Consider the following 19,008-nt stretch of genomic DNA (forward strand, 5'->3'; position numbering starts at 1 on the left):
GCGTCGTGATCATCCGGGTTTGAAAACGCGCGCTGCCTGGCCACGACGCGACGCAGACATGGGGCAGCGCGGACGATCGCGCCTTTCAATGACGCATGAAATGCAAGGTCTGGAACCGTTGCCTGAACAGGCTTGTCCGCTCGGCCACCGAGGACGGGTCGCTGCAGGTGAGAGCCTCCGTCACGATATCCGCGAGTTCGGGCATGTCGGCTTCCGTCATGCCCCAACGGACGATTTCGGGTGTTCCGAACCGCAAGCCGTTGAAATCGCCTGCAACGGGCGCGATCGGCAAACCGATTCCGGACGCAAGCACATTCGCCAGACGCAGGCGCTGGGCTGCCTTATGGCCGCCCCCGAAACGTTCGGCGCACACCGCCAGCTGGTGCGAGTCCGTAAAGTTGCGCGCGGCCCCAAACACCGGAATGCCCTTGGCGTAGAGTTCCTTGGCGAGTTTCCGCGCGGTCGCCCGCATCTGCCTGGCATAGCCCGGACCGAACTCTTTCCAGTCGAGCAGCGACAGGGCCAGCGAGGCAGTCTTCGCCACATCAAAATTGGCCGTCAGGCCAGGATACGCGATCCGATCAATCCGAGCGGCCAGCTCGGCATCGTTGGTCATCAGCAGACCGGATGGCGGGCCCCCCAGGCTCTTGTAAGTGCTGCAGCCCATCAAATGGGCGCCCTCCTCGAGCGGCTGCTGCCATTCGCCACCTGCGATGATCCCGCACAAATGCGCTGCGTCGAACAGCACATAAGCCCCGACCTCGTCTGCAATCGCCCGAATTTCACGTACGGGGTGCTTCCACAGATTCAGGCTGCCACCGATGGTGATGAGCTTGGGCCGGATTTCCCGGGCGAGACTCGCAAGGCCATCGACATCGACCGTATAGGCATCTGCATCGATCGGCGCGGAATGAACCTGAAGCCCATAGAGGCCGGCTGCTCCTGCGATGTGGTGGGTGACATGGCCGCCGATGGTATCGGGCGGCACAATGATCTTGTCGCCCGGTCTGCACGTGGCCATGAACGCGTAGAGGTTCGCCATCGCGCCGGAAGCGAGCCGGAATTCGGCATAGCGTGCGCCGAACACCTCGGCCGCCAGTTCGGCTGCGATAATCTCTATCTGCTCGATGGCCTCAAGGCCCATTTCGTATTTGGCACCCGGATAGCCGAGCGACGGGCGACTCCCAAGACCGCTGGACAGGACCTGCTCCGCCCGGGGGTTCATGACGTTCGTTGCGGGATTGAGGTTTATGCAGCCGACATCATGGATCTGCCTGTTTTCGGCGATCAGTTCGAACAGCCGTCCATCGATCGTGTCCGCCGTGCTTTCAAACACCTTGGACGCGACCTTCTGCACCAAGTCTTCGCTGGCGGCCCCGACCCAGGACCGTCTCACCAACATAGCCATATCTTCTCTCTTTCGTGCGAATTGTCCACTCTGACACCGTCAGGCGGCGTTGACCGACGCATGCTGTGGGAGGGGGTGGCGCCTCAATCAGTCGGTGCGAGCAGACAGTCGTCCGCAAGCGGCTCGACAGCGGACAGGTCGCGGTGATGACGGAAGTCTTCCCGGCTGGTCTTGGTGTAGGCATTGCTCAGCGGGTTGAGGATCAGCGAGAAGATGCTGCGGTTGGACGGCGAGATATTGGCGGGCGAACCGTGGACGAGGCAGTCGCCGAAGATCAGAGCTGTTCCCGCTTCGCCCGTGGCCGAAACCAGCGAGCAGGATTTGGAGATTTCCCGGACCTTGTCTTCCTCGACGACCCACAGCGGGTAGCTCGTGGAGACCGTGTCGTGCCGGGTGGCGACGCTGCCGAATTTCTGCGACCCCTTGAAAAAATAGAGCGGGCCGTTGAATTCGGTCACGTCATCCAGAAAGATGTGCAGGTTCAAGGCGAGAGGTTCCGGACAGCCATCATCTTCATGATGGGTCGAAAAATCCTGGTGCCACTGCCAGAGCTCGCCGTCGAACGCGGCCTTCACGTTGATTTTGACCTGCTGAACGTACAGGTCCTTTCCGGCAATCTGCTGTGCCGGCGAGACCAGGCGGGGGTGCCGGACAAGCCGCGCGAAGGTTTCATCGCGCAGATGCAGGCCCATTGCAGTCCGCACCACACCGCTTTTCTTCTCCCGGATGTTCCCCGGATGATCTTCATCGAATACCCGGTCCATCGCACTGCGAATCTCGGCAACCTCTTCGGCCGAGAACAGATTGGGGATCACGAGAAATCCGTTATTGTTGAACTCCTCAAGTTGCTCCTGCGAAAGATACATGTCCTGCTCCTTTATAGGCACGTTCTGTTTCACTGACCGGTGCGCCAGAGGGTAATCCAGCCTGCGGTTAATTCTCATCGCACTTCGGCGTATCGGCGCATGTCATCAAGCCAGTAATACTGGTCCCTAGGATTAGACTTTATGATGCTTCGATCGCGGCAGGAACTGAGGCCGCTGCGTTGACCATATCGGAGGGAAAGGCAGCGCCGGGCTTTGGCTCGCCGAACAGGACGGTTGGCACATGCCGATAGCCCAATAGCATGCGCATGATGCCATGCGCACAATGGCTGGGCTGAAGGACGGACTGGAGCGCCGCTGGCGGCGCCTTCAACAGGTTGAACCTGCGGCAACTGACCCAGCGAGAGATTTTCTGAGGCTTTGAGCCAAGTTTAATGGTTTGCGGGTTGCCGGGGCTTCGACTTTGATTGACCCACGAAATGTCCCCTTGAACGGCAGGCCAGCTCGTGCCGCCTCAGGCTGCAGGATGTTTCGGAAGGTTACCATAAGGGGCGGCGGCTTGCCGGGCTTTGGCCGGAATGCGTCAATGGAGCCTGCCCGCGAACGGACTGTGCAAAGGAATGAGGATGACGAGTTCGATGCCTTGGGATGTTGCTGCGGCTGGATTGTCCGGGAGACGCACCCGGTCCGTTGCAACGCTGCGGCGCATGGCCTCAATGGGGGCACTTCTGCTGTGCGGAGCGGCGGTTCTGCCTGCTCATGCTGAAACTGCTCAGACCGAAGCGCCCTCGGCGCAGGCCGAAAGCGAGACGGCGCGGCTCAATCAATGGTTCGATGCGAAGTTCGAGGAGCAGATGGCCTTCAGTCCGATGTGGTATTCCTATCGGGGCGAGAAGACGGCCTATGACAAGATCGACGATCTTTCGGAGGCCGGAATGCTCGCGCCCGTCGAGTGGCGCCGCAAGTCCGTCGAAGAGATGAAGGCGAAATTCGACCGGGCCAAGCTAACCAAAGACGCACAGGTCTCGTATGATCTATGGATCAATCAGTACGAGCACGCGGCGCTCGCTTATAAATTCCGCAGAAATGAATATGTGTTCAATCAGATGAACAGCCCGCATGCGTGGCTCCCCCAGTTCCTGATAGCAATCCACAGGGTTGATGAGCTGTCGGACATGGATGCGTATGTCGCGCGTATTGGCGGGATTTCACGGGGTCTCAAGCAAAGTCTCGAGCGCGCAAAGCTGAACGCCGCAGCGGGCTCACGCCCTCCCCGATTTTCCTACGATCTGGTGCTCGACCAGTGTCGAGACCTGATTTCCGGAGCGCCGTTCGGCGGGGAGGGCAGCAGCGCTCTATTGACCGATGCCCAGGCCAAAATCGATGCGCTGGTAAAAAATGGGAAGCTGGATCGCAAAGGGGCCGAGCGCTATTCCGCGGCGGTGCGCGAAGCGCTGATCAAGGAACTGGCACCTTCGTATCGCGAGATCATAGCATGGCTGGAGGCTGACCGGTCGAACGCGGATACCATTGCAACAGGTGTGGGCAAGAACCCCGGTGGCAAGGAATATTACGAAGCCCAGCTCGTGATTTCGACCACGACGGATCTGAACGCAGACCAGATCCACGAGATCGGCATCTCCGAGGTGGCGCGGATCAAGAATGAGATGGAGGCCATCAAGGAGCAGGTCGGTTTCAAGGGATCACTGCAGGAATTCTTCGCCTTCGTCCGCGACGATGATCAATTCTACTATCCCAACACAGATGAGGGGCGGCAAGCCTATATCGATGCCGCAACGAAGCATCTCAGCTACATGACAGCCAAGTTACCGCAGTATTTTGGAATTCTGCCCAAGGCCGAAGTCGTGGTCAAACGGGTCGAGCCATTCCGCGAGACCGCTGGCGCAGCGCAACATTACCAGTTGGCTTCGCCCGATGGGTCGCGACCGGGGGTGTATTATGCTCACCTTATCGACATGAAAGCGATGCCGATCCCGCAACTGGAGGTGATCGCCTATCATGAAGGAAATCCCGGGCATCACATGCAGTTTTCGATCGCGCAAGAACTGACCAATGTCCCCAAGTTCCGGACGATGCTCTATTACAACGCGCTTCAGGAAGGGTGGGGGCTCTATTCGGAATATCTGGCCAAGGAGATGGGCGGATATAAGGATCCCTATTCCGACTTCGGGCGTCTGACGACGGAAATCTGGCGCGCCATTCGGCTGGTGGTCGACACCGGGCTGCACTCCAAGGGGTGGACCGAGCAACAAGCGGTCGCGTATTTCAGCGAGAACTCGCCAGCTGCCGAGGGCCAGATCCGGTCCGAAGTGCAGCGTTACATCGTGATGCCCGGCCAAGCGACGGGTTACAAGATCGGCATGATCAAGATGCTGGAGCTGCGCAGGAAGGCAGAAGCCGCGCTGGGCAAGAAATTCGATATCAAGGGCTTTCACGACACGGTGCTGGGGGCAGGGCAGATGCCGCTCGATATCCTTGAGCGCCGGATCGACGATTGGATTGCGGCGCAACAGTCGCGTTGATCCAGAAGCGCTACGTCAGGCCAGAGGCCCTGCAAGCCTTGATGGCGGCAACCCGCGGCCCTGACCATTTGCGACAGATATTCCTGAAGAAAGGGGCCAAGATGATGATCGCATGGGTTTCTCGATTGGCGCTCGTCGCTCTGATGGCGACTGCGCCTGCCGTGGCGCAAGACAATGGGCCCGAAGCCAGACCCATCTACAAACGCGACCAGTGGCTTCCGAAATCGGTGCCCACCTCGGACGATGGCCTGCGCATCCCGGTTCCGGCTGATTTCAACGCGCCCAAGGGGTCGTTCGTGCTCGTTGGCGGGCGGTTGTTTGACGGCACCGGGGCACCTGCGCGACCGGCGACCATCGTGGTGGAGGGCAAGACCATCACTGCGGTCCTCAACCCCAGTGATCGTAACTGGCCCGAAGGCGCCGTTGTCTTCGATGTTGCCGGCAAGACAGTGATGCCGGGCCTGATCGACTTGCATACCCATCTCACCTTTCTGGATACTGCGAGCGCCAGCAGCGTTTTTTCGGCAGCGAATCTCAGCAGCGCGGAATCCGCCATGCGGGCCGTGCAGCGCATGGCGATCTATCTCCAGGCCGGCATAACCAGCGTGCGCGACGTGGGCTCGCATGGCGATGTGCCGTTCGTGCTCAAGCGCCGCCAGGCGGAGGGTTCGATCGCCGGCCCCCGCATCTTTGCCGCCGGGCAACTGATCACCCAGACCGGTGGGCATGGTGCGATACATGCGTTTTCGCCGGGATCGCCCGAGGTGACCAACGGCAACCCGAACTCTATGGCGCGGATTGCAACCGGCCCTGACCAATGGCGCGAGGCGGTGCGCATCCAGTTCGCCAAGGGCGCCGACCTCATCAAGCTCGCAAGCGAGTATACCCAGGAAGAAGTTACGGCCGCAGTAGACGAGGCTCATTCGCTGGGCCTGCCCGTGACGGTCGATGCCGAGACCCAGTATATCGACATGGCGATCAAGGCCGGCGTTGATTCGATCGAGCATCCTTTGCCGCGCAGCGACGCTGCGGTCGCGCTGATGGCGAGGCGCGGGATCGCTTCGGTGCCGACGCTGATCCCCTATCGCCTGATTTCGCGCAGATCGGGCGGCTATTATGGCACGCCTTCGCGCCGGTTCGAGTTGAATGAGACCACCATCATGGAGATGGCCAAGAAAATGCACCGCGGCGGCGTCAAGATGGGGATCGGACTGGACCTGATCCTGGATGCTCCGGCTCATCTGCCCGGCGCCTATATCAACGAGCTGGAGAGCTTCGTCGATCTAGGATTTAGCAAGCCAGAGGCGCTGGTTGCGGCGACCAGGACAAGTGCCGAGATCATGCACATGGGAGACCGGATTGGGACGATCAGAGCTGGAATGCTCGCGGATATCATCGTCATCGATGGCAATCCCGACGAGGATTTCGCAGCTTTGCGAAAGGTGACCACGGCCTTTGTCAACGGTCGCCTCATGTTGCAGGACGGCCGCATCTATGTTCCGGCCCATGAAGAGGTCCCTCTCCCTGGTGCCAGGTAAGCGGATCTGCGGACCAAAGCGCAAGACACCCCGTCTGCGTTTGCCGTGCGCCTGGGACTGACCGCTCGCTCGCTCTGGGTCCGTCGATACAACGCCGATCGCTTGACGATCCATTGCCTGGACGAACCGGATCGGAGCCCCGACACGATCAAGTATGAAGATGCTGCGAGCAACGGACGCCGTTTGGCGCTGGGGAGTTTCACCGCGATCATCGCGCGAAATGTGTCTTGCGGCGGGCCTGTACAGGCGGCGTAGATTATCTGGCGCAAAGAGCCAGAATTACTGACTTTATAATAATAAAGGTCAGGCTAAATTTCGAATGATGTAGCAAAATCTCGCTCACCGATTGCATCGGGGCAGGATGTTCTGTTGTTTAAGCAGGGCACTGACAGCAACGGCGCGTATATAATAATTTGACAGAGCCTAAGAAGCTGAATGAATAAATAAAAATTAAGGGGATTGGGACCATGATAAAGACCAAAGCAAGTAACAGGCTTTTGGCTACCATATCGATGGGCGCATTTATGTGTTCGACCGCGGCACTCGCCAATGACCAAGTGCCGGAGCAGGGCGACGCGAGAACGCGCAATCCAAGCGAGATCGTCGTGACGGCGACGCGCCGCGACACTACGATCTTGCGCACGCCGGTCAGCGTCAGTGCCTACTCCCAGGAAGATCTCGATGTGAGGGGCGTGCGCAACATTGAGGACCTCGCGCGCATGACTCCGGGGCTTTCGCTCAACCAGGGGGCATTCGGCGCCAGCTATCTTGTGATCCGCGGGCTCACCTCCGTGATCGGCGCGACGATGAACGGCGTCTATATCGACGACACGCCTGTCCAGGTTCGCTCATTGAGCACGACATCCAACTTCTACCCCGCCATGTTCGACCTTGAGCGCATCGAAGTGCTGCGTGGCCCCCAGGGCACCTTGTTCGGCGCTGGCGCCATGGGCGGTGCCATCCGCTTCATCACTGCAAAGCCGAGCGTCAGCGAATATTCCGGCTATGGGCGCGCCGAGCTGGCGACGACCGAAGGCGGCGCGCTGAGTTACGAGGCGGGGGCTGCCGTTGGCGGGCCCCTTGTCGAGAACAAGATCGGATTTCGGGCAAGTGGCTATTATCGCCGCGACGGCGGCTATATCGATCGCGTCCCTTACATCCAGAATGGGGGCACACCCAAGCAAAACGCCAACTCGCGCGATACCTATGTCGGCAACTTCGCGTTGTTGCTCAAGCCGACCGAAGATCTGACGATCACGCCATCTGTCTTCTACCAGAAAGCCAACCGGAACGAGAGCGACCAATTCTGGGAATGGCGACCCAATGTCGATCTGCCACCATTTCCGGCATTCACCAGCGGCGAAAGCATTCCCTCCTTTGGCCGGGACCGCGCCGTCCTTTATGCGGTCAAGGCGGAAGCCGATCTTGGGCCGGCAAGGCTGATCAGCAATACCTCATACCTCGATCGCAAGGTCGTGAACAGCGACGATGGCACCGGTCTTCTGCTCGATATACTCGGTCTACCCGCCGCGGGATTCGGCTTGCCGGGCATCATTGATGAACGTCTGTCGGTCGACGTCACCATAAGGCAGCGGACGTTGACCCAGGAGCTGCGCCTGGTGTCCAACCCCAGCGCGAGCCCGATCAGCTATTCGTTCGGCCTGTTCTACCAGAACGCGCGTCAGAGCGCGGTCGAATTCAACAGGGCTGCCAGGCCCGATATTTTCTACATCCCCTCCATCAACGGCAACGTCAATTTTGGCAATGACAGAGCGCTGGACCGCCAGTTTGCCGTTTTCGGGCAGGTCGACTACAAGCTGACCGACAAGCTCAGTGTCAGCGCCGGTGCGCGCTATTCGTACATCGAATTCGATTTTCGCGGTGTAACGGGCAACAATGTGCCCACCGATGTGGTCACCAGCGGAAGCACGGCAGAAAGCCCGATTACGCCCAAGTTCGGGATCGAGTATCAGGCCACCGACGATCTGATGATCTATGCCAGCGCAGGCAAAGGGTTTCGTCCGGGCGGCTCCAACGTCGTTCCAACGCTACCCGACCCCGCATGCACCGCCCAGCTCAGAAATCTGGGTTATGAAGATGTACCAAGGCAGTACCGTTCGGACAGCACGTGGAGCTATGAAGTCGGTGCGAAGGGGCGCGCTGGTCGCTGGCTGACCTTTGCGGCGAACGCGTTCCAGATCGACTGGACCGATGTTCAGCGAAGCCGGACCGTGGTCAATTGTGCTTCGCCGTTTATCGACAACCTCGGCAAATCGCGCGCCCGGGGCGTGGAGGCGCAGTTCACGATCACGCCTGTCACCGGTCTCTCGCTCGATGTGAACTTCAGCTACACCCGGGCGACCGTGCAGGAGACCCTCATCCGTCCCGCTATCCTCAATCCTGACGGGTCGGTGGCGAGCCCGGCGGCTAACATCGTCACCAAGGGGGATCGTTTCGCGCCACCCTGGATCGTTTCGCTCGCGGGCAATTACGAGACCAGCCTGGGGGCCAGCGGGTTGACGGGCTATGGCCGTGTGCAATGGGATTATCGCAGCGGCCTGGACAACCCATCGGGCAATCTCGGTTTCGATCCGCTGTATGCGCGCGTATTCACCCGAAACTTTGTGGCCGCGAGACTGGGGGGGCGTGCCGGCAATACGGATATCTCGCTGTTCATCAATAATGTCCTGAATTCACGCGACGAATTGTCGAGGCTGGGGATAGGTCCCGGCCAGCGGCTGCTGCGGCAGGTCTATCGGCCGCGGACATTCGGGGTCACCGCGAGCTACCGGTTTTGAGCCGATCCTGGCGCGATGCGGTTCCGCACGGCCTGGACGATCAGCGACACTCAGTGATTGTCTCGCAATCGAACGGTCAGGCTGGTCGGAATGGTCGCCGCCGTGGGAAGCAATATCTGCCAGAAGGATTGAAGATGGCACAAGCCCGTCTTGGTCGCGGCCACAGAACGAGCGTTGCATGATGGTCACGCAGCCCCCGGTCAATCTGAAGGACTGGCTGGTCTGGGACAATCACGGTTGCTTGCCTTTGCGGCCGTTCGATACCGATTTCCTTCCGCAACTTGCCCGCTATCGGCAGGCGGGGGTCGATGTCGCCATCGTCAATATCGGCTTTGGCGACCATGGTATCGAAGACCACATCCGGATGATCGCCAATTTTCGTCACTGGCTCAAGCAACATCCCGAAAGCTATGTGCTGATCGCGACGGTGGACGATATCGAACGGGCCCGGCGCGAGGGTAAGCTGGCGATCGCGTTCAACATGGAAGGCGCCAACGGTGTGGCCGATCAGCCCAGCCTGATCAGCCTGTATTATGATCTTGGCGTCCGATGGATGCTTATGGCCTACAACCGCGCCAACCGGGTCGGCAGCGGCTGCCATGAGGAAGAGGACCGCGGGTTGACCGCGTTCGGGCGTATCGTATTGGACGAGATGGCCCGTGTCGGCATGGTGGCCTGCTGTTCGCACACTGGCCATCGTACGACGATGGACGTGATGCATTACGCGTCGCGACCGGTCATCTTCTCGCACTCCAACCCGCGGGCGCTGCACGACCACCCCCGCAACATCCGTGATGAAGCCATGCGGGCCTGCGCTGCGACCAAAGGCGTGGTCGGGATCAACGGCATCGGTATTTTCCTAGGCGAGAACGACAATTCGACCGAAACCTTCGTGCGCCACGTCGATTATGCGGTTCAGTTGATCGGTGCCGAGCATGTTGGGCTGGGGCTGGACTATGTCTTCGATGCCGCTGAACTGGATGATTATCTCGTCAGCATGGCCTCCACTTTTCCCGAAGGCTTCAGCTATCAGGCCGGTATGAAGATGATCGAGCCCGAGCGGCTGTCGGACATCGTCGAAGCTCTCGTGAAACTGGGGTACCCCGAAGCCGCCATTGGCGGGATTCTGGGCGGCAACTTCATGCGCGTGGCCCGCGACGTCTGGCGACCTGCCTAGGTCTCGGCGATGCAAAGCCGGCACACCCGGGGCTGGTGTCCACCACGGCAGCAACCCGCGTGAACACTGCCCCGGGCGCAGACTCCGCTTGTGCTAGTCGATCGCTGCCAGAGTGTAGAGGAACTCGGCATAGGCCATGACCGAGTCGACGAGGCCTGCCACCTTGGGGTTGGTGGACTCGATCAAGAGATATTCATTGGGCGCATGGGCATAGCCGCCAGTACCCAGCCCGAACCGCCCCACCGGAACGGATACGGGTGGCTGGGTGAATGTCCCGCCAGGCCAGCTCCCCGCAAGCCTCACGGTGAGATCCGGTCTGATGCCCAGCTTCCTGTACGTTGCCATCGCAGTGCGGATGAGGCGGCTGTTCTCGTCGGTTTCGGTGGGATCGTAACCGCCACTCACCTTCATCTCGACATCGGCAAAGCCTTGCTTGTCGAGATGCGCGCGCAGCTTCTGAACGGCCTCGGCGCGCGTCTGATTGGGCACCAGCCGGAAATCGAGCTTGGCAACCGCGCGGTTGGGCAGGATGGTCATGCCGCCGGGACCGGTGTGGCCCGCGACCAGCCCTTCGATATTGACGGTCGGCGCCTGGGCCAGCCGGATAAGCGCATCCGGGAAGGGGAGGTCGTCGATCCAATGGGTGATACCAAAGGCATCTTTCATCTGCCCTTCGGTCACGGGCGATATCGCTTGTGTGATCAAGGATTTCTCGCGCTCGGTTAGCGGGCGGACATTCTCGAACCAGCCTTCGATAGCAGGGGTATTGCCGTCAGGCGTAACCAGTGTCTGCAGGGCCTGCACCAGTCGCCATACCGGAGAATCGACTATGGCCTTCAGGCTGGAGTGAATGTCGTTCTTCGGTCCTCGGCCCCATTTGTTGCCACTGGCGATCAACTCCAGCTCGATGATACCCTTCGCGCCCAGTTCGACTGCGGCATTTCCCTCCAGCCCCTGCATGGTGGTGGGCATAAAAACCCCGTCGCACGACCGCAGCGCGGCGAGCACATGGGGCGTTGTGACGAGCTGGCGGAAATTGGGGGAGCCGATTTCCTCCTCGCCTTCGCAAATGAGGACGAGGTTGACCGGCAAGGTGCGCCCAGCCGCCCGGATGGCATGCAGAGCGGAGAGAAACGTCGCCTCGGGGCCCTTGTGATTGGCCGACCCCCTGCCGACCATCGTGGTGCCAAGCCCCTTTCGCTCGACAAGCCTGCCCTCAAGCGGGGGAGAGGACCATTCGGCGGGAGTGAATTGCTTGACGTCATACATGAAATAGAGACCCAAGGTGCGTGGCGCCCCCACGTCGATCTTGCCAAACACGCCCGGATGCCCGTCTGTCGAGATGATCTCGACATCGGTGAATCCTGCATCCCTCGCCAGTCCGGCGAAATAGGCCGCGCCCTCGGGCATGTTCAGGTTTTCGGCAGCGATCGATGGCAGTGCTATCCAGTCGCGGATGCGCTTGATGGCCGTATCCTTGCCTGCCAGCGCCGCAGCGCGCACATCCGATAATGCGCCCGATTGCGCCAGAAGGGGTAGCGGTTGAGCCAGGGCAATGCCGGCGCCCAGCAGCGCGCCGGTTTGGATCAGGTCGCGACGGTTGAGGCAGGTGAAGTCATCGAAGGTCATAGGAAGCCCCTTGGAAACACGGCAATGGGCACCTGGTTTCGGATGATCGGGCGGCCAATACAAACCTGAATGTCTCAGGCTAAGCCTGAGCTTTTCTATAGGCCTGGCCGCGCGATGACATCGACAGCAGAGATTTCGACGGCACAGGTCGATCATGCCGCTGACCGAATTCAGCCAGCCCACCGTTCCAGCATGAGAATAACTACCCTTGAGCGATAAGATTAGTGATTTGCGCCGTCGCTGGCTTTCTCCGAAACTCTGTCGCGATGGCAAAACAGAAACGCTGGTTCGACGCGCTCAGCCCAACCTAGCCCGGGGCCGTGGTTGACCGGCGGAGCGACCTCTCTGGCGCTGAGGAAGGCGCCAGGTTCGCTGGCAAAGTCTGGTCCTGTGAATTGTGTGCGGGCGAAACGCAGCTTCTTCGCGATGTGCTGCGGGCATATTGCGGCGTCATCCATGACGATGGGCAGCAAAGAGAATTTCCAGGAGGCAATATTGCTGCATTTGAATGGCGTTGAGCATGTTTATCCAAACGGAATGCGTGCACTCGATGGGGTCACAATCTCGATCGGCAAGGGAATGTTCGGGCTACTGGGGCCAAATGGTGCTGGAAAATCCTCGCTGATGCGGACCATCGCGACGCTGCAGACACCGACCGCCGGCGCGATCAGGTTCGGCGATATCGACGTGCTGGCCGAGCCAGGCCGTCTCAGGGCGACTTTGGGCTATCTGCCGCAGGATTTCGGGGTGTATCCCCGCGTTTCCGCTTACGACATGCTCGATCACATGGCATCGCTCAAGGGCGTCATCTCTGCCGCTGACCGGCGCGCGACGGTGGAATCCTTGCTGGTCCAGACCAACTTATGGGGTGTCCGCACTAAGGCGATCGCGGGATTTTCAGGCGGAATGCGCCAGCGCTTCGGGATCGCGCAGGCGTTGATCGGCAACCCCGAGCTGATCATTGTCGACGAGCCGACCGCTGGTCTCGATCCGGAAGAGCGCAACCGCTTCTATAATCTGCTGGTGGAAATCGGCGAGAACGTCGTGATCATCCTGTCCACTCACATTGTCGAGGATGTCGCCGATCTGTGCCCGCGCATGGCGGTGCTTGCGGCGGGGCGCATCCAGCTTCAGGGCGCGCCCGGTGATCTGATCGCGCGCAGCCGCGGCACCATCTGGGCCAAGACGATCGAGCGCGACAGGCTCGACGACGTCAAGCTTGGCTATGAGGTCATCTCGACCCGGCTGTTTGCAGGCCGAACCATCATCCACATTCTGTCTGAAACGGACCCCGGCAACGGCTTTGTGCCTGTCGAGGGCGGGCTGGAAGACGTTTACCTGTCGACCTTGACGCAAATCCGCCGCGCCTCCGCGCAACCAGCCGTTTGAGGGGCACGTTGATGTTCGGTACGATCGCGCGCTTCGAGCTGCGTTACCAGTTCCGCAACCCGGTGTTCTGGGTTGCCACCGTCCTGTTCTTCCTGCTGACCTTCGGCGCAACGACGGTTGAATCGATCCGCCTCGGCAGCGGCGGCAATATCTTCACCAATGCGCCGACCGCGATCGCCCAGATCATGCTGACAATGTCGCTGTTCTTCATGTTCGTGACCACCGCCTTTGTCGCCAACGTGGTCGTGCGCGACGACGAGACCGGCTTTGGCGGGATCATCCGCTCAACCAAAGTCAACAAGCTTTCCTATATGCTGGGTCGGTTCAGCGGCGCGTTTCTCGGCGCTGCGGTGGCGTTTCTGGCGGTGCCGGCAGCGATCTGGATTGGCACTTGGATGCCATGGGTCGATCCGGAGCTGATCGGCCCCAACCGGCTGCAGGATTATGCGTTTGCCTTCCTCGTCATTGCTCTGCCCAACCTGCTGATCACCTCGGCGATCTTCTTTGCGGTCGCGATCTGGACCCGTTCGGTCACCTACAGCTATCTCGCGGTGATCGTGTGCATGTTTGCCTATTTTGCACTCACGGCCATGCTGCGGAAATGGCCCGATGTGTCGCTTGCGGCCTATTTTGAGCCATTCGGCACGATCGCATATGGCTTGGGCGTCCGCTACCTGACCCCGATCCAGGCGAACACGCAGTCACTGGAACTGACCTGGATGCTGCTCAGCCACCGCCTGGTGTGGATGGCCTTGTCGATTGCGCTGGTCATCATCGCCGTCTGGCACTTCCGCTTCGCCGAACGCGGCACGTCGCCGCGCGGCGCCCGGCGTCAGGCGGCGCGCGAGGCGAATCTGGCCGCCGTCAGTCCCCTGGTCGTCCGGCAGCTTCCGGACAGCATGCCCGAGCGCGGAGTATGGCATCAGCTGCGCACGCGCACCCTGCTGGAAATGAAGCTCGTCTTCAAAAGCCCGGCCTTCTGGGTGCTTGCACTGGTCGGATCAATCAACCTGCTGCTCACGCTGACGCTTGCCGGCCGCTTCTACGATGTGCCTCCCTGGCCGCGGACGTTTGTGCTGGTCGAAACGGTTCGGGGTGCTTCGGCCCTGATCACGGTTCTGATGGCGATCTATTTTGCAGGGGAAGTCGTATGGCGTGAACGCGAGCGCCGGATCAACGAGATCATCGACGCGACAGCGGTCCCCAATTGGGTTTTTCTGGTCTCCAAGCTTTGCGGGGTGGCAGGTGTCCTGATCGCGCTCAGCGTCGGGGTGGTGCTCGTCCAATCGATAGCGTTTCAGCTGGTGCGCGGGGTCGCCGATATCGAACTTGGCCAGTGGTTGGCGTGGTTCGCCGCGCCCAACATCTTTTATGTCATCCATCTGTCTGTTCTGTCGATCGTGGCCCAGGCTGTCAGCCCGAACAAGTTCGTCGGCTGGGGCATCATGCTGCTGTACCTCGTATCGACGATCGTTTTCGCCGGTCTGGGCCTCAGCCACCCGCTGCTCAATTACGCCGAAGCCTCAAACCCGCTATCGGACATGAATGGCGATGACTACGGCGGCGCCACCGCCTGGGCGCTGCGGTTCTATTGGACCGCCTTTGCCGCAATTCTCGTCATCATCGGTCATCTGATGTGGCGTCGTGGTACCGCCGTGACGCTTGCCGGGCAGTGGCGCACGCTGCCCGCGAGATTGCGCGGCATGCCCCTCGCAATCATGGCCCTCGCGCTGGCGATAACCGCGGGGATGGGCAGCTATCTCTATTACAACATGAACATCGCCAACCATTATTGGGCAGGCGGCGATGCCGAAGACATGCGCACGGCGCGGTATGAGAAGGCGTATGCGCGCTATCTGGGGCGACCGGAGCCGACGCTCACGGATGTCAGGCTCGATGTGGAATTGAGGCCTTCCCGGCGATGGGCACAGTTTGACGGACGCTATCGTTTCAGCAACGCGACAACCAGACCGATCGAACTGCTCCACGTTCGCATCCCCGCCCCGACCTTGCGTGTCGAGGCGATACACGTGCCCGGCGCAACGCTGGTGAGCGACGACAAGGAAAATCTCCACCGCATCTACCGATTTGCCAAGCCTTTGCAGCCGGGCGACCAGGGGACGCTGACCTTCAGGACCGTGCAGGAGAAGCGCGGGCTGTATGCGCTGCCTTCAAACCTTCAGGCGTATGAATTCGATGCGCAGCCTGCGGCCAACGGGGCGTATCTGACCAATTTCGCCTTCGCACCGGCGCTCGGGATGAGCGGTGCCAATTTCCTGCAAGGCAACAAGCAGCGGCGCAAATACGGCCTGCCAGCCGGAAAGACAGCGCCCAGGCTCGGCGATCCAGCGGCCCGCAACAGGAACTTCGCGAGCGTCGATCGCGTGAACACGGACATTACGGTCACAACGGATGCAGACCAGACACTGGTGGTGACAGGGGCGCGGGTATCCGAGACTGTCGCCAACGGCCGTCGGACAGCGAGGTTCGTATCTCCCATCCCATCGCTGAACTTCATCACGATCCAGGCCGGTCGCTACGCGCAGAAATCTGTCGATGCCGGTCGCGGCGTCCGTGCCAGCGTTTATTATCACCCCGAACATGCGATGAACATTGACCGGATGCTGAACGCGATGGTCGACTCGCTCAATTACTATCGCGATAATTTCGGTCCCTACCAATATGGCTACGCGCGCATCATCGAACGGCCCGATTACGGTGGTGGCGCGAACTCTGCACCCGGGACGGTGGGCTACTCCGAAAAAGTCGGCTTCATCATGGATTTCCGCGATCCACACCGGCTCGATTTCCTCGCCTACCTCACCGCGCACGAACTGGCGCACCAGTACTGGTTCCACCAGGTGATGCCCGCGGACATGCAGGGAGCCGAGGTTCTTACCGAGACATTGGCGCAGTATTCGGCGCTGATGGTGATGAAGAAGAACTTGGGGGCCGATCAGATCCGCCAGTTCCTCAAATACGAGCAGGATATCTATCTGCAGGGCCGCCGGCTGGAAGCAGCCGAGGAACAGCCGCTCGCCAAAGTCTACAGGCAGGGATACATTCACTACAATAAGGGCTCGCTGGTCATGTATCTTCTGCAGGATCGTCTGGGCGAGGACCGGGTCAATGGGGTGTTGCGCAGTCTGATAAAGCGGTATCGGTCCAAACCTGCGCCTTTTGCCAGTTCGAGCGACCTGGTGGATGGGTTGCTTGCGATTGCCCGCACGCCTGCCGAGCGCGAACTTGTCCGGGACCTGTTCTACCGTATCACCCTCTATGACCTCAGGGTCAGCCAGGCGACGGTCCGAAAGATGCCGGACGGCCGCTATGAAACTCTCATCACGGTGGCAGCAGGAAAGTCCTATGCCGATGGCAAGGGCAATGAGCGTGAAGCAACGTTCAACGAGCAACTCGATATCGGCGTATTCCGCGCCAATCCCGACGATCGGGGATTCACCCGCGAGAAGGTGATATCATTGCAGCGGCTGCCGATCCGCTCGGGCGAACAGACAATCCGCATGATCACGACGAGCAAGCCAGCCTATGCCGGTATCGATCCGTACCTCACGTTTGTCGACCGCAACGTCAGCGACAATGTGGTGGCGGTGACGGAAAGAGGTCGATAGCCTCACTTCGGCGGAACGACATCCGCATCCAAGGGTTCCACGGCCGTTGAAGCTCAATGCCGACATGCGCGGAGCCCTGCTGGTCGAGGCACGTCAATCGTCTGCGCGCAGGGCAGAGGCGAGCATTCGGGCAAGGCGTGCAATGTGATCCTTGTCAGATCGCCCACCCACGACCGACAAACGCCAGTATAGCGGAGCTGCGATAAGGTCCGCCGCGGTTTCGCGGTCTACGGATGGCGAGAGCTCGCCTCTCTCGATGGCTCGATCGAGCAATCCGTTAATTCGTTCGCGTCGTGCGCGCTGGAATGGCCGTATGGCCGTTTCGAGCGCTGGAGTTCGCTCGATCTCGGCATGGAGGTCCGTAATGATCCGCCGCATCTTTGGGTGTCGGAGCACCCGGCGAAGCGCGAAGAGCAACGCCTTCAGATCGGCTTCGAGAGACCCCTGATCGCCAACATCGGTGATCGTCAACCCGACACGCGACAGAAGGTCGCCTGCCATCACCGATTTTTCGGGCCAGCGCCGATAGAGTGCGGCCTTGCCGACGCCAGCCGAGCGGGCGACACGCTCGAGGCTTAGCCCTGAATAGCCAGCGCGGGCCCATTCCTGGAAAAAGGCGCGGGTCAGCGCGTCCGTGACGTCAGCACGCATGACTGCTGCGCCGCTCAGAGTGCGGATTCGGGTTCCGACATCGTCGGAACGGTTGCGTTCCATCCACAGATCCCTAAATATGGTCGGAACGCAATCGTTCCGACCAACTGGAGATAGATCATGAGTGAAGATATTGAAAGCTTTTCGGCCATGCTTCGCAAGGCGCTCGGGGACCGGATCGACCGGGACGCCAGGTCGTTCCCGGACATGATGGACGAACACGCCGTGATGGAGTTTCCCTATGCGCTGCCCGACCTGCCTGATCGGCTCGATGGCCGAGAGGCCGTCGCCCGCCACCTTGAAGGGCTGGGCGGCCTCATCGCGTTCGACAGGATGGGCGAACCGACCGTGCATCCCACGACCGATCCCGCCGTGGTCATCATCGAGTTCGAGGGCTTCGGTCGCGGGGTGGCGACAGGCGCGCCCTATGATCAGCGCTATATCTCAGTGATCCGCACCGAGAACGGGCGCATTGTTCTCTATCGCGATTACTGGAACCCGATCGCCGTGCTCCGTGCAACAAAGGGCGCGGCGTTCGTCGATGCCCTTGTGGGGGGAGGCGCCGGCCATGAATGAGCGGGTTCTCGTAACCGGCGGCACGGGGAAGACAGGTCAGCAGGTGGCCAGCCAGCTTGCGCTGCGCGGGATCGAAGCGCGCGTCGCCACGCGCGACCCATCGTCAGCGAACCAGGTCCGGTTCGATTGGGGTGACGCGACGACATACGGTCCTGCGCTCGAGGGCGTTGGCGCGGTCTACCTCGTTGCGCCGACCGATCAGACGGAACAGCTGTCCGCTATGCATCCCTTCCTCAAGCGGGCGGTATTGCAGGTCCCGGGACGACTGGTGCTGCTGAGCGCTTCTTCGCTCGAGGCAGGTGGGCCGATGATGGGTGAGGTTCATGCCTGGCTGGACGCCCATGCGCCGCTCTGGACGGTCCTGCGCCCAAGCTGGTTCATGCAGAACTTCACGACCCAGCATTTGCATTCGATCCTTCATGAGGGGTGCGTGTACTCCGCGACGGGGGACGGACGCGTGCCGTTCATCGATGCCGCCGATATCGCTGCCGTTGCAGTAGAGGCCCTGACCAGTTCCGCGCTTCCTTCCAGCGAGCATGTGTTGACAGGTCCGGAAGCCCTAACCTACGCCGAAGCGGCAGATGCGATCAGCGCAAGAATCGGCAGACCTGTCCGTCATTGCCGTCTGACGGTGGACGCGTTGGCGGACCGGTACGCCGGATCTGGTATCCCCCGATCCTATGCCCTCACGCTTGCCGGCATGGACGAGGCAATCGCGCAAGGGTCCGAGGACCGGATCACTCTGGAGGTGGAGCGGATAACGGGGCGGCCAGCGAATAGTCTTGCAAGCTTTCTGAAGGGTCAAAGCGCTTTGGACTGAAAAAACCTGGGACAGGCGCGGCCGCG

Annotated in this window: 13 protein-coding genes; 8 read left to right on the forward strand and 5 right to left on the reverse strand. The window is 60.6% G+C overall.

From position 1 onward, the window contains the following. Positions 1–85 precede the first annotated feature (85 nt). Positions 86–1,408, reverse strand: coding sequence for a serine hydroxymethyltransferase (gene glyA / locus BSY18_RS17955; protein ID WP_069051398.1), 1,323 nt, complete (start codon positions 1,406–1,408; stop codon positions 86–88). Between the two features lie 83 nt (positions 1,409–1,491). After that, a complete protein-coding gene (locus tag BSY18_RS17960; protein ID WP_054133710.1) occupies positions 1,492–2,274 on the reverse strand; it encodes a phytanoyl-CoA dioxygenase family protein in 783 nt (260 codons plus the stop codon). Between the two features lie 584 nt (positions 2,275–2,858). Here BSY18_RS17960 and BSY18_RS17965 point away from each other — a divergent pair. From BSY18_RS17965 to BSY18_RS17980, 4 genes are all read left to right on the forward strand, one after another. Continuing rightward, positions 2,859–4,775 carry a DUF885 domain-containing protein gene (locus tag BSY18_RS17965; RefSeq protein WP_236823404.1) on the forward strand — a complete coding sequence of 639 codons (1,917 nt, stop codon included), beginning with the start codon at positions 2,859–2,861 and terminating at the stop codon, positions 4,773–4,775. 101 nt (positions 4,776–4,876) lie between these two features. Next, entirely contained in the window at positions 4,877–6,313 is a 1,437-nt protein-coding gene (locus BSY18_RS17970) for an amidohydrolase family protein (protein ID WP_171900274.1), read from the forward strand. 467 nt (positions 6,314–6,780) lie between these two features. Continuing rightward, positions 6,781–9,111 carry a TonB-dependent receptor gene (locus BSY18_RS17975; protein ID WP_083231552.1) on the forward strand — a complete coding sequence of 777 codons (2,331 nt, stop codon included), beginning with the start codon at positions 6,781–6,783 and terminating at the stop codon, positions 9,109–9,111. A 178-nt stretch (positions 9,112–9,289) separates the two neighbouring features. Then, the gene (locus BSY18_RS17980) at positions 9,290–10,288 is read left to right on the forward strand and encodes a dipeptidase (RefSeq protein ID WP_069051401.1); all 999 of its coding nucleotides are present in this window, start codon (positions 9,290–9,292) and stop codon (positions 10,286–10,288) included. Positions 10,289–10,381: 93 nt separating this feature from the next. Here the strand turns inward: BSY18_RS17980 and BSY18_RS17985 are convergent, their stop codons facing one another. Together BSY18_RS17985 and BSY18_RS21090 are read right to left on the reverse strand one after the other, a co-directional pair. Continuing rightward, positions 10,382–11,917 carry a M20/M25/M40 family metallo-hydrolase gene (locus tag BSY18_RS17985; protein ID WP_069051402.1) on the reverse strand — a complete coding sequence of 512 codons (1,536 nt, stop codon included), beginning with the start codon at positions 11,915–11,917 and terminating at the stop codon, positions 10,382–10,384. 221 nt (positions 11,918–12,138) lie between these two features. Beyond that, the gene (locus BSY18_RS21090) at positions 12,139–12,375 is read right to left on the reverse strand and encodes a hypothetical protein (RefSeq protein WP_150126329.1); all 237 of its coding nucleotides are present in this window, start codon (positions 12,373–12,375) and stop codon (positions 12,139–12,141) included. A 79-nt stretch (positions 12,376–12,454) separates the two neighbouring features. Between BSY18_RS21090 and BSY18_RS17990 the strand changes: the two genes are divergently transcribed. Next, positions 12,455–13,306: an ABC transporter ATP-binding protein gene (locus tag BSY18_RS17990; protein ID WP_236823405.1), complete on the forward strand. Its 852-nt coding sequence runs from the start codon at positions 12,455–12,457 to the stop codon at positions 13,304–13,306. Between the two features lie 11 nt (positions 13,307–13,317). Then, entirely contained in the window at positions 13,318–16,935 is a 3,618-nt protein-coding gene (locus BSY18_RS17995; RefSeq protein ID WP_069051403.1) for an ABC transporter permease/M1 family aminopeptidase, read from the forward strand. Between the two features lie 93 nt (positions 16,936–17,028). On the opposite strand, the gene BSY18_RS18000 is transcribed toward BSY18_RS17995, so the two are convergent. Then, the gene (locus BSY18_RS18000) at positions 17,029–17,649 is read right to left on the reverse strand and encodes a TetR/AcrR family transcriptional regulator (RefSeq protein ID WP_069051404.1); all 621 of its coding nucleotides are present in this window, start codon (positions 17,647–17,649) and stop codon (positions 17,029–17,031) included. Between the two features lie 57 nt (positions 17,650–17,706). On the opposite strand from BSY18_RS18000, the gene BSY18_RS18005 reads away from it, so the two are divergent. Together BSY18_RS18005 and BSY18_RS18010 are read left to right on the forward strand one after the other, a co-directional pair. Continuing rightward, positions 17,707–18,162 (forward strand): nuclear transport factor 2 family protein, encoded by a 456-nt coding sequence (locus tag BSY18_RS18005; protein ID WP_231683730.1) that lies wholly within the window; start codon positions 17,707–17,709, stop codon positions 18,160–18,162. Further along, positions 18,155–18,982 carry an NmrA family NAD(P)-binding protein gene (locus BSY18_RS18010; protein ID WP_069052017.1) on the forward strand — a complete coding sequence of 276 codons (828 nt, stop codon included), beginning with the start codon at positions 18,155–18,157 and terminating at the stop codon, positions 18,980–18,982. Before BSY18_RS18005 ends, BSY18_RS18010 begins: the two co-directional genes overlap by 8 nt. The last annotated feature ends 26 nt before the right edge of the window (positions 18,983–19,008 follow it).

The sequence above is a fragment of the Blastomonas sp. RAC04 genome (genome assembly GCF_001713435.1).
GTDB classification, from domain to species: Bacteria; Pseudomonadota; Alphaproteobacteria; order Sphingomonadales; family Sphingomonadaceae; genus Blastomonas; species Blastomonas fulva.

Excerpts from the sequence above, each read along its gene's own strand:
- BSY18_RS17985 (WP_069051402.1), bottom strand. The coding sequence starts at position 11,917 with ATGACCTTCGATGACTTCACCTGCCTCAACCGTCGCGACCTGATCCAA.
- glyA (WP_069051398.1), bottom strand. The coding sequence starts at position 1,408 with ATGGCTATGTTGGTGAGACGGTCCTGGGTCGGGGCCGCCAGCGAAGAC.
- BSY18_RS17965 (WP_236823404.1), top strand. The coding sequence starts at position 2,859 with ATGACGAGTTCGATGCCTTGGGATGTTGCTGCGGCTGGATTGTCCGGG.
- BSY18_RS17995 (WP_069051403.1), top strand. The coding sequence starts at position 13,318 with ATGTTCGGTACGATCGCGCGCTTCGAGCTGCGTTACCAGTTCCGCAAC.
- BSY18_RS17975 (WP_083231552.1), top strand. The coding sequence starts at position 6,781 with ATGATAAAGACCAAAGCAAGTAACAGGCTTTTGGCTACCATATCGATG.
- BSY18_RS18010 (WP_069052017.1), top strand. The coding sequence starts at position 18,155 with ATGAATGAGCGGGTTCTCGTAACCGGCGGCACGGGGAAGACAGGTCAG.
- BSY18_RS17970 (WP_171900274.1), top strand. The coding sequence starts at position 4,877 with ATGATGATCGCATGGGTTTCTCGATTGGCGCTCGTCGCTCTGATGGCG.
- BSY18_RS21090 (WP_150126329.1), bottom strand. The coding sequence starts at position 12,375 with ATGGATGACGCCGCAATATGCCCGCAGCACATCGCGAAGAAGCTGCGT.
- BSY18_RS17990 (WP_236823405.1), top strand. The coding sequence starts at position 12,455 with ATGCGTGCACTCGATGGGGTCACAATCTCGATCGGCAAGGGAATGTTC.
- BSY18_RS18000 (WP_069051404.1), bottom strand. The coding sequence starts at position 17,649 with ATGGAACGCAACCGTTCCGACGATGTCGGAACCCGAATCCGCACTCTG.
- BSY18_RS17980 (WP_069051401.1), top strand. The coding sequence starts at position 9,290 with ATGATGGTCACGCAGCCCCCGGTCAATCTGAAGGACTGGCTGGTCTGG.
- BSY18_RS17960 (WP_054133710.1), bottom strand. The coding sequence starts at position 2,274 with ATGTATCTTTCGCAGGAGCAACTTGAGGAGTTCAACAATAACGGATTT.
- BSY18_RS18005 (WP_231683730.1), top strand. The coding sequence starts at position 17,707 with ATGAGTGAAGATATTGAAAGCTTTTCGGCCATGCTTCGCAAGGCGCTC.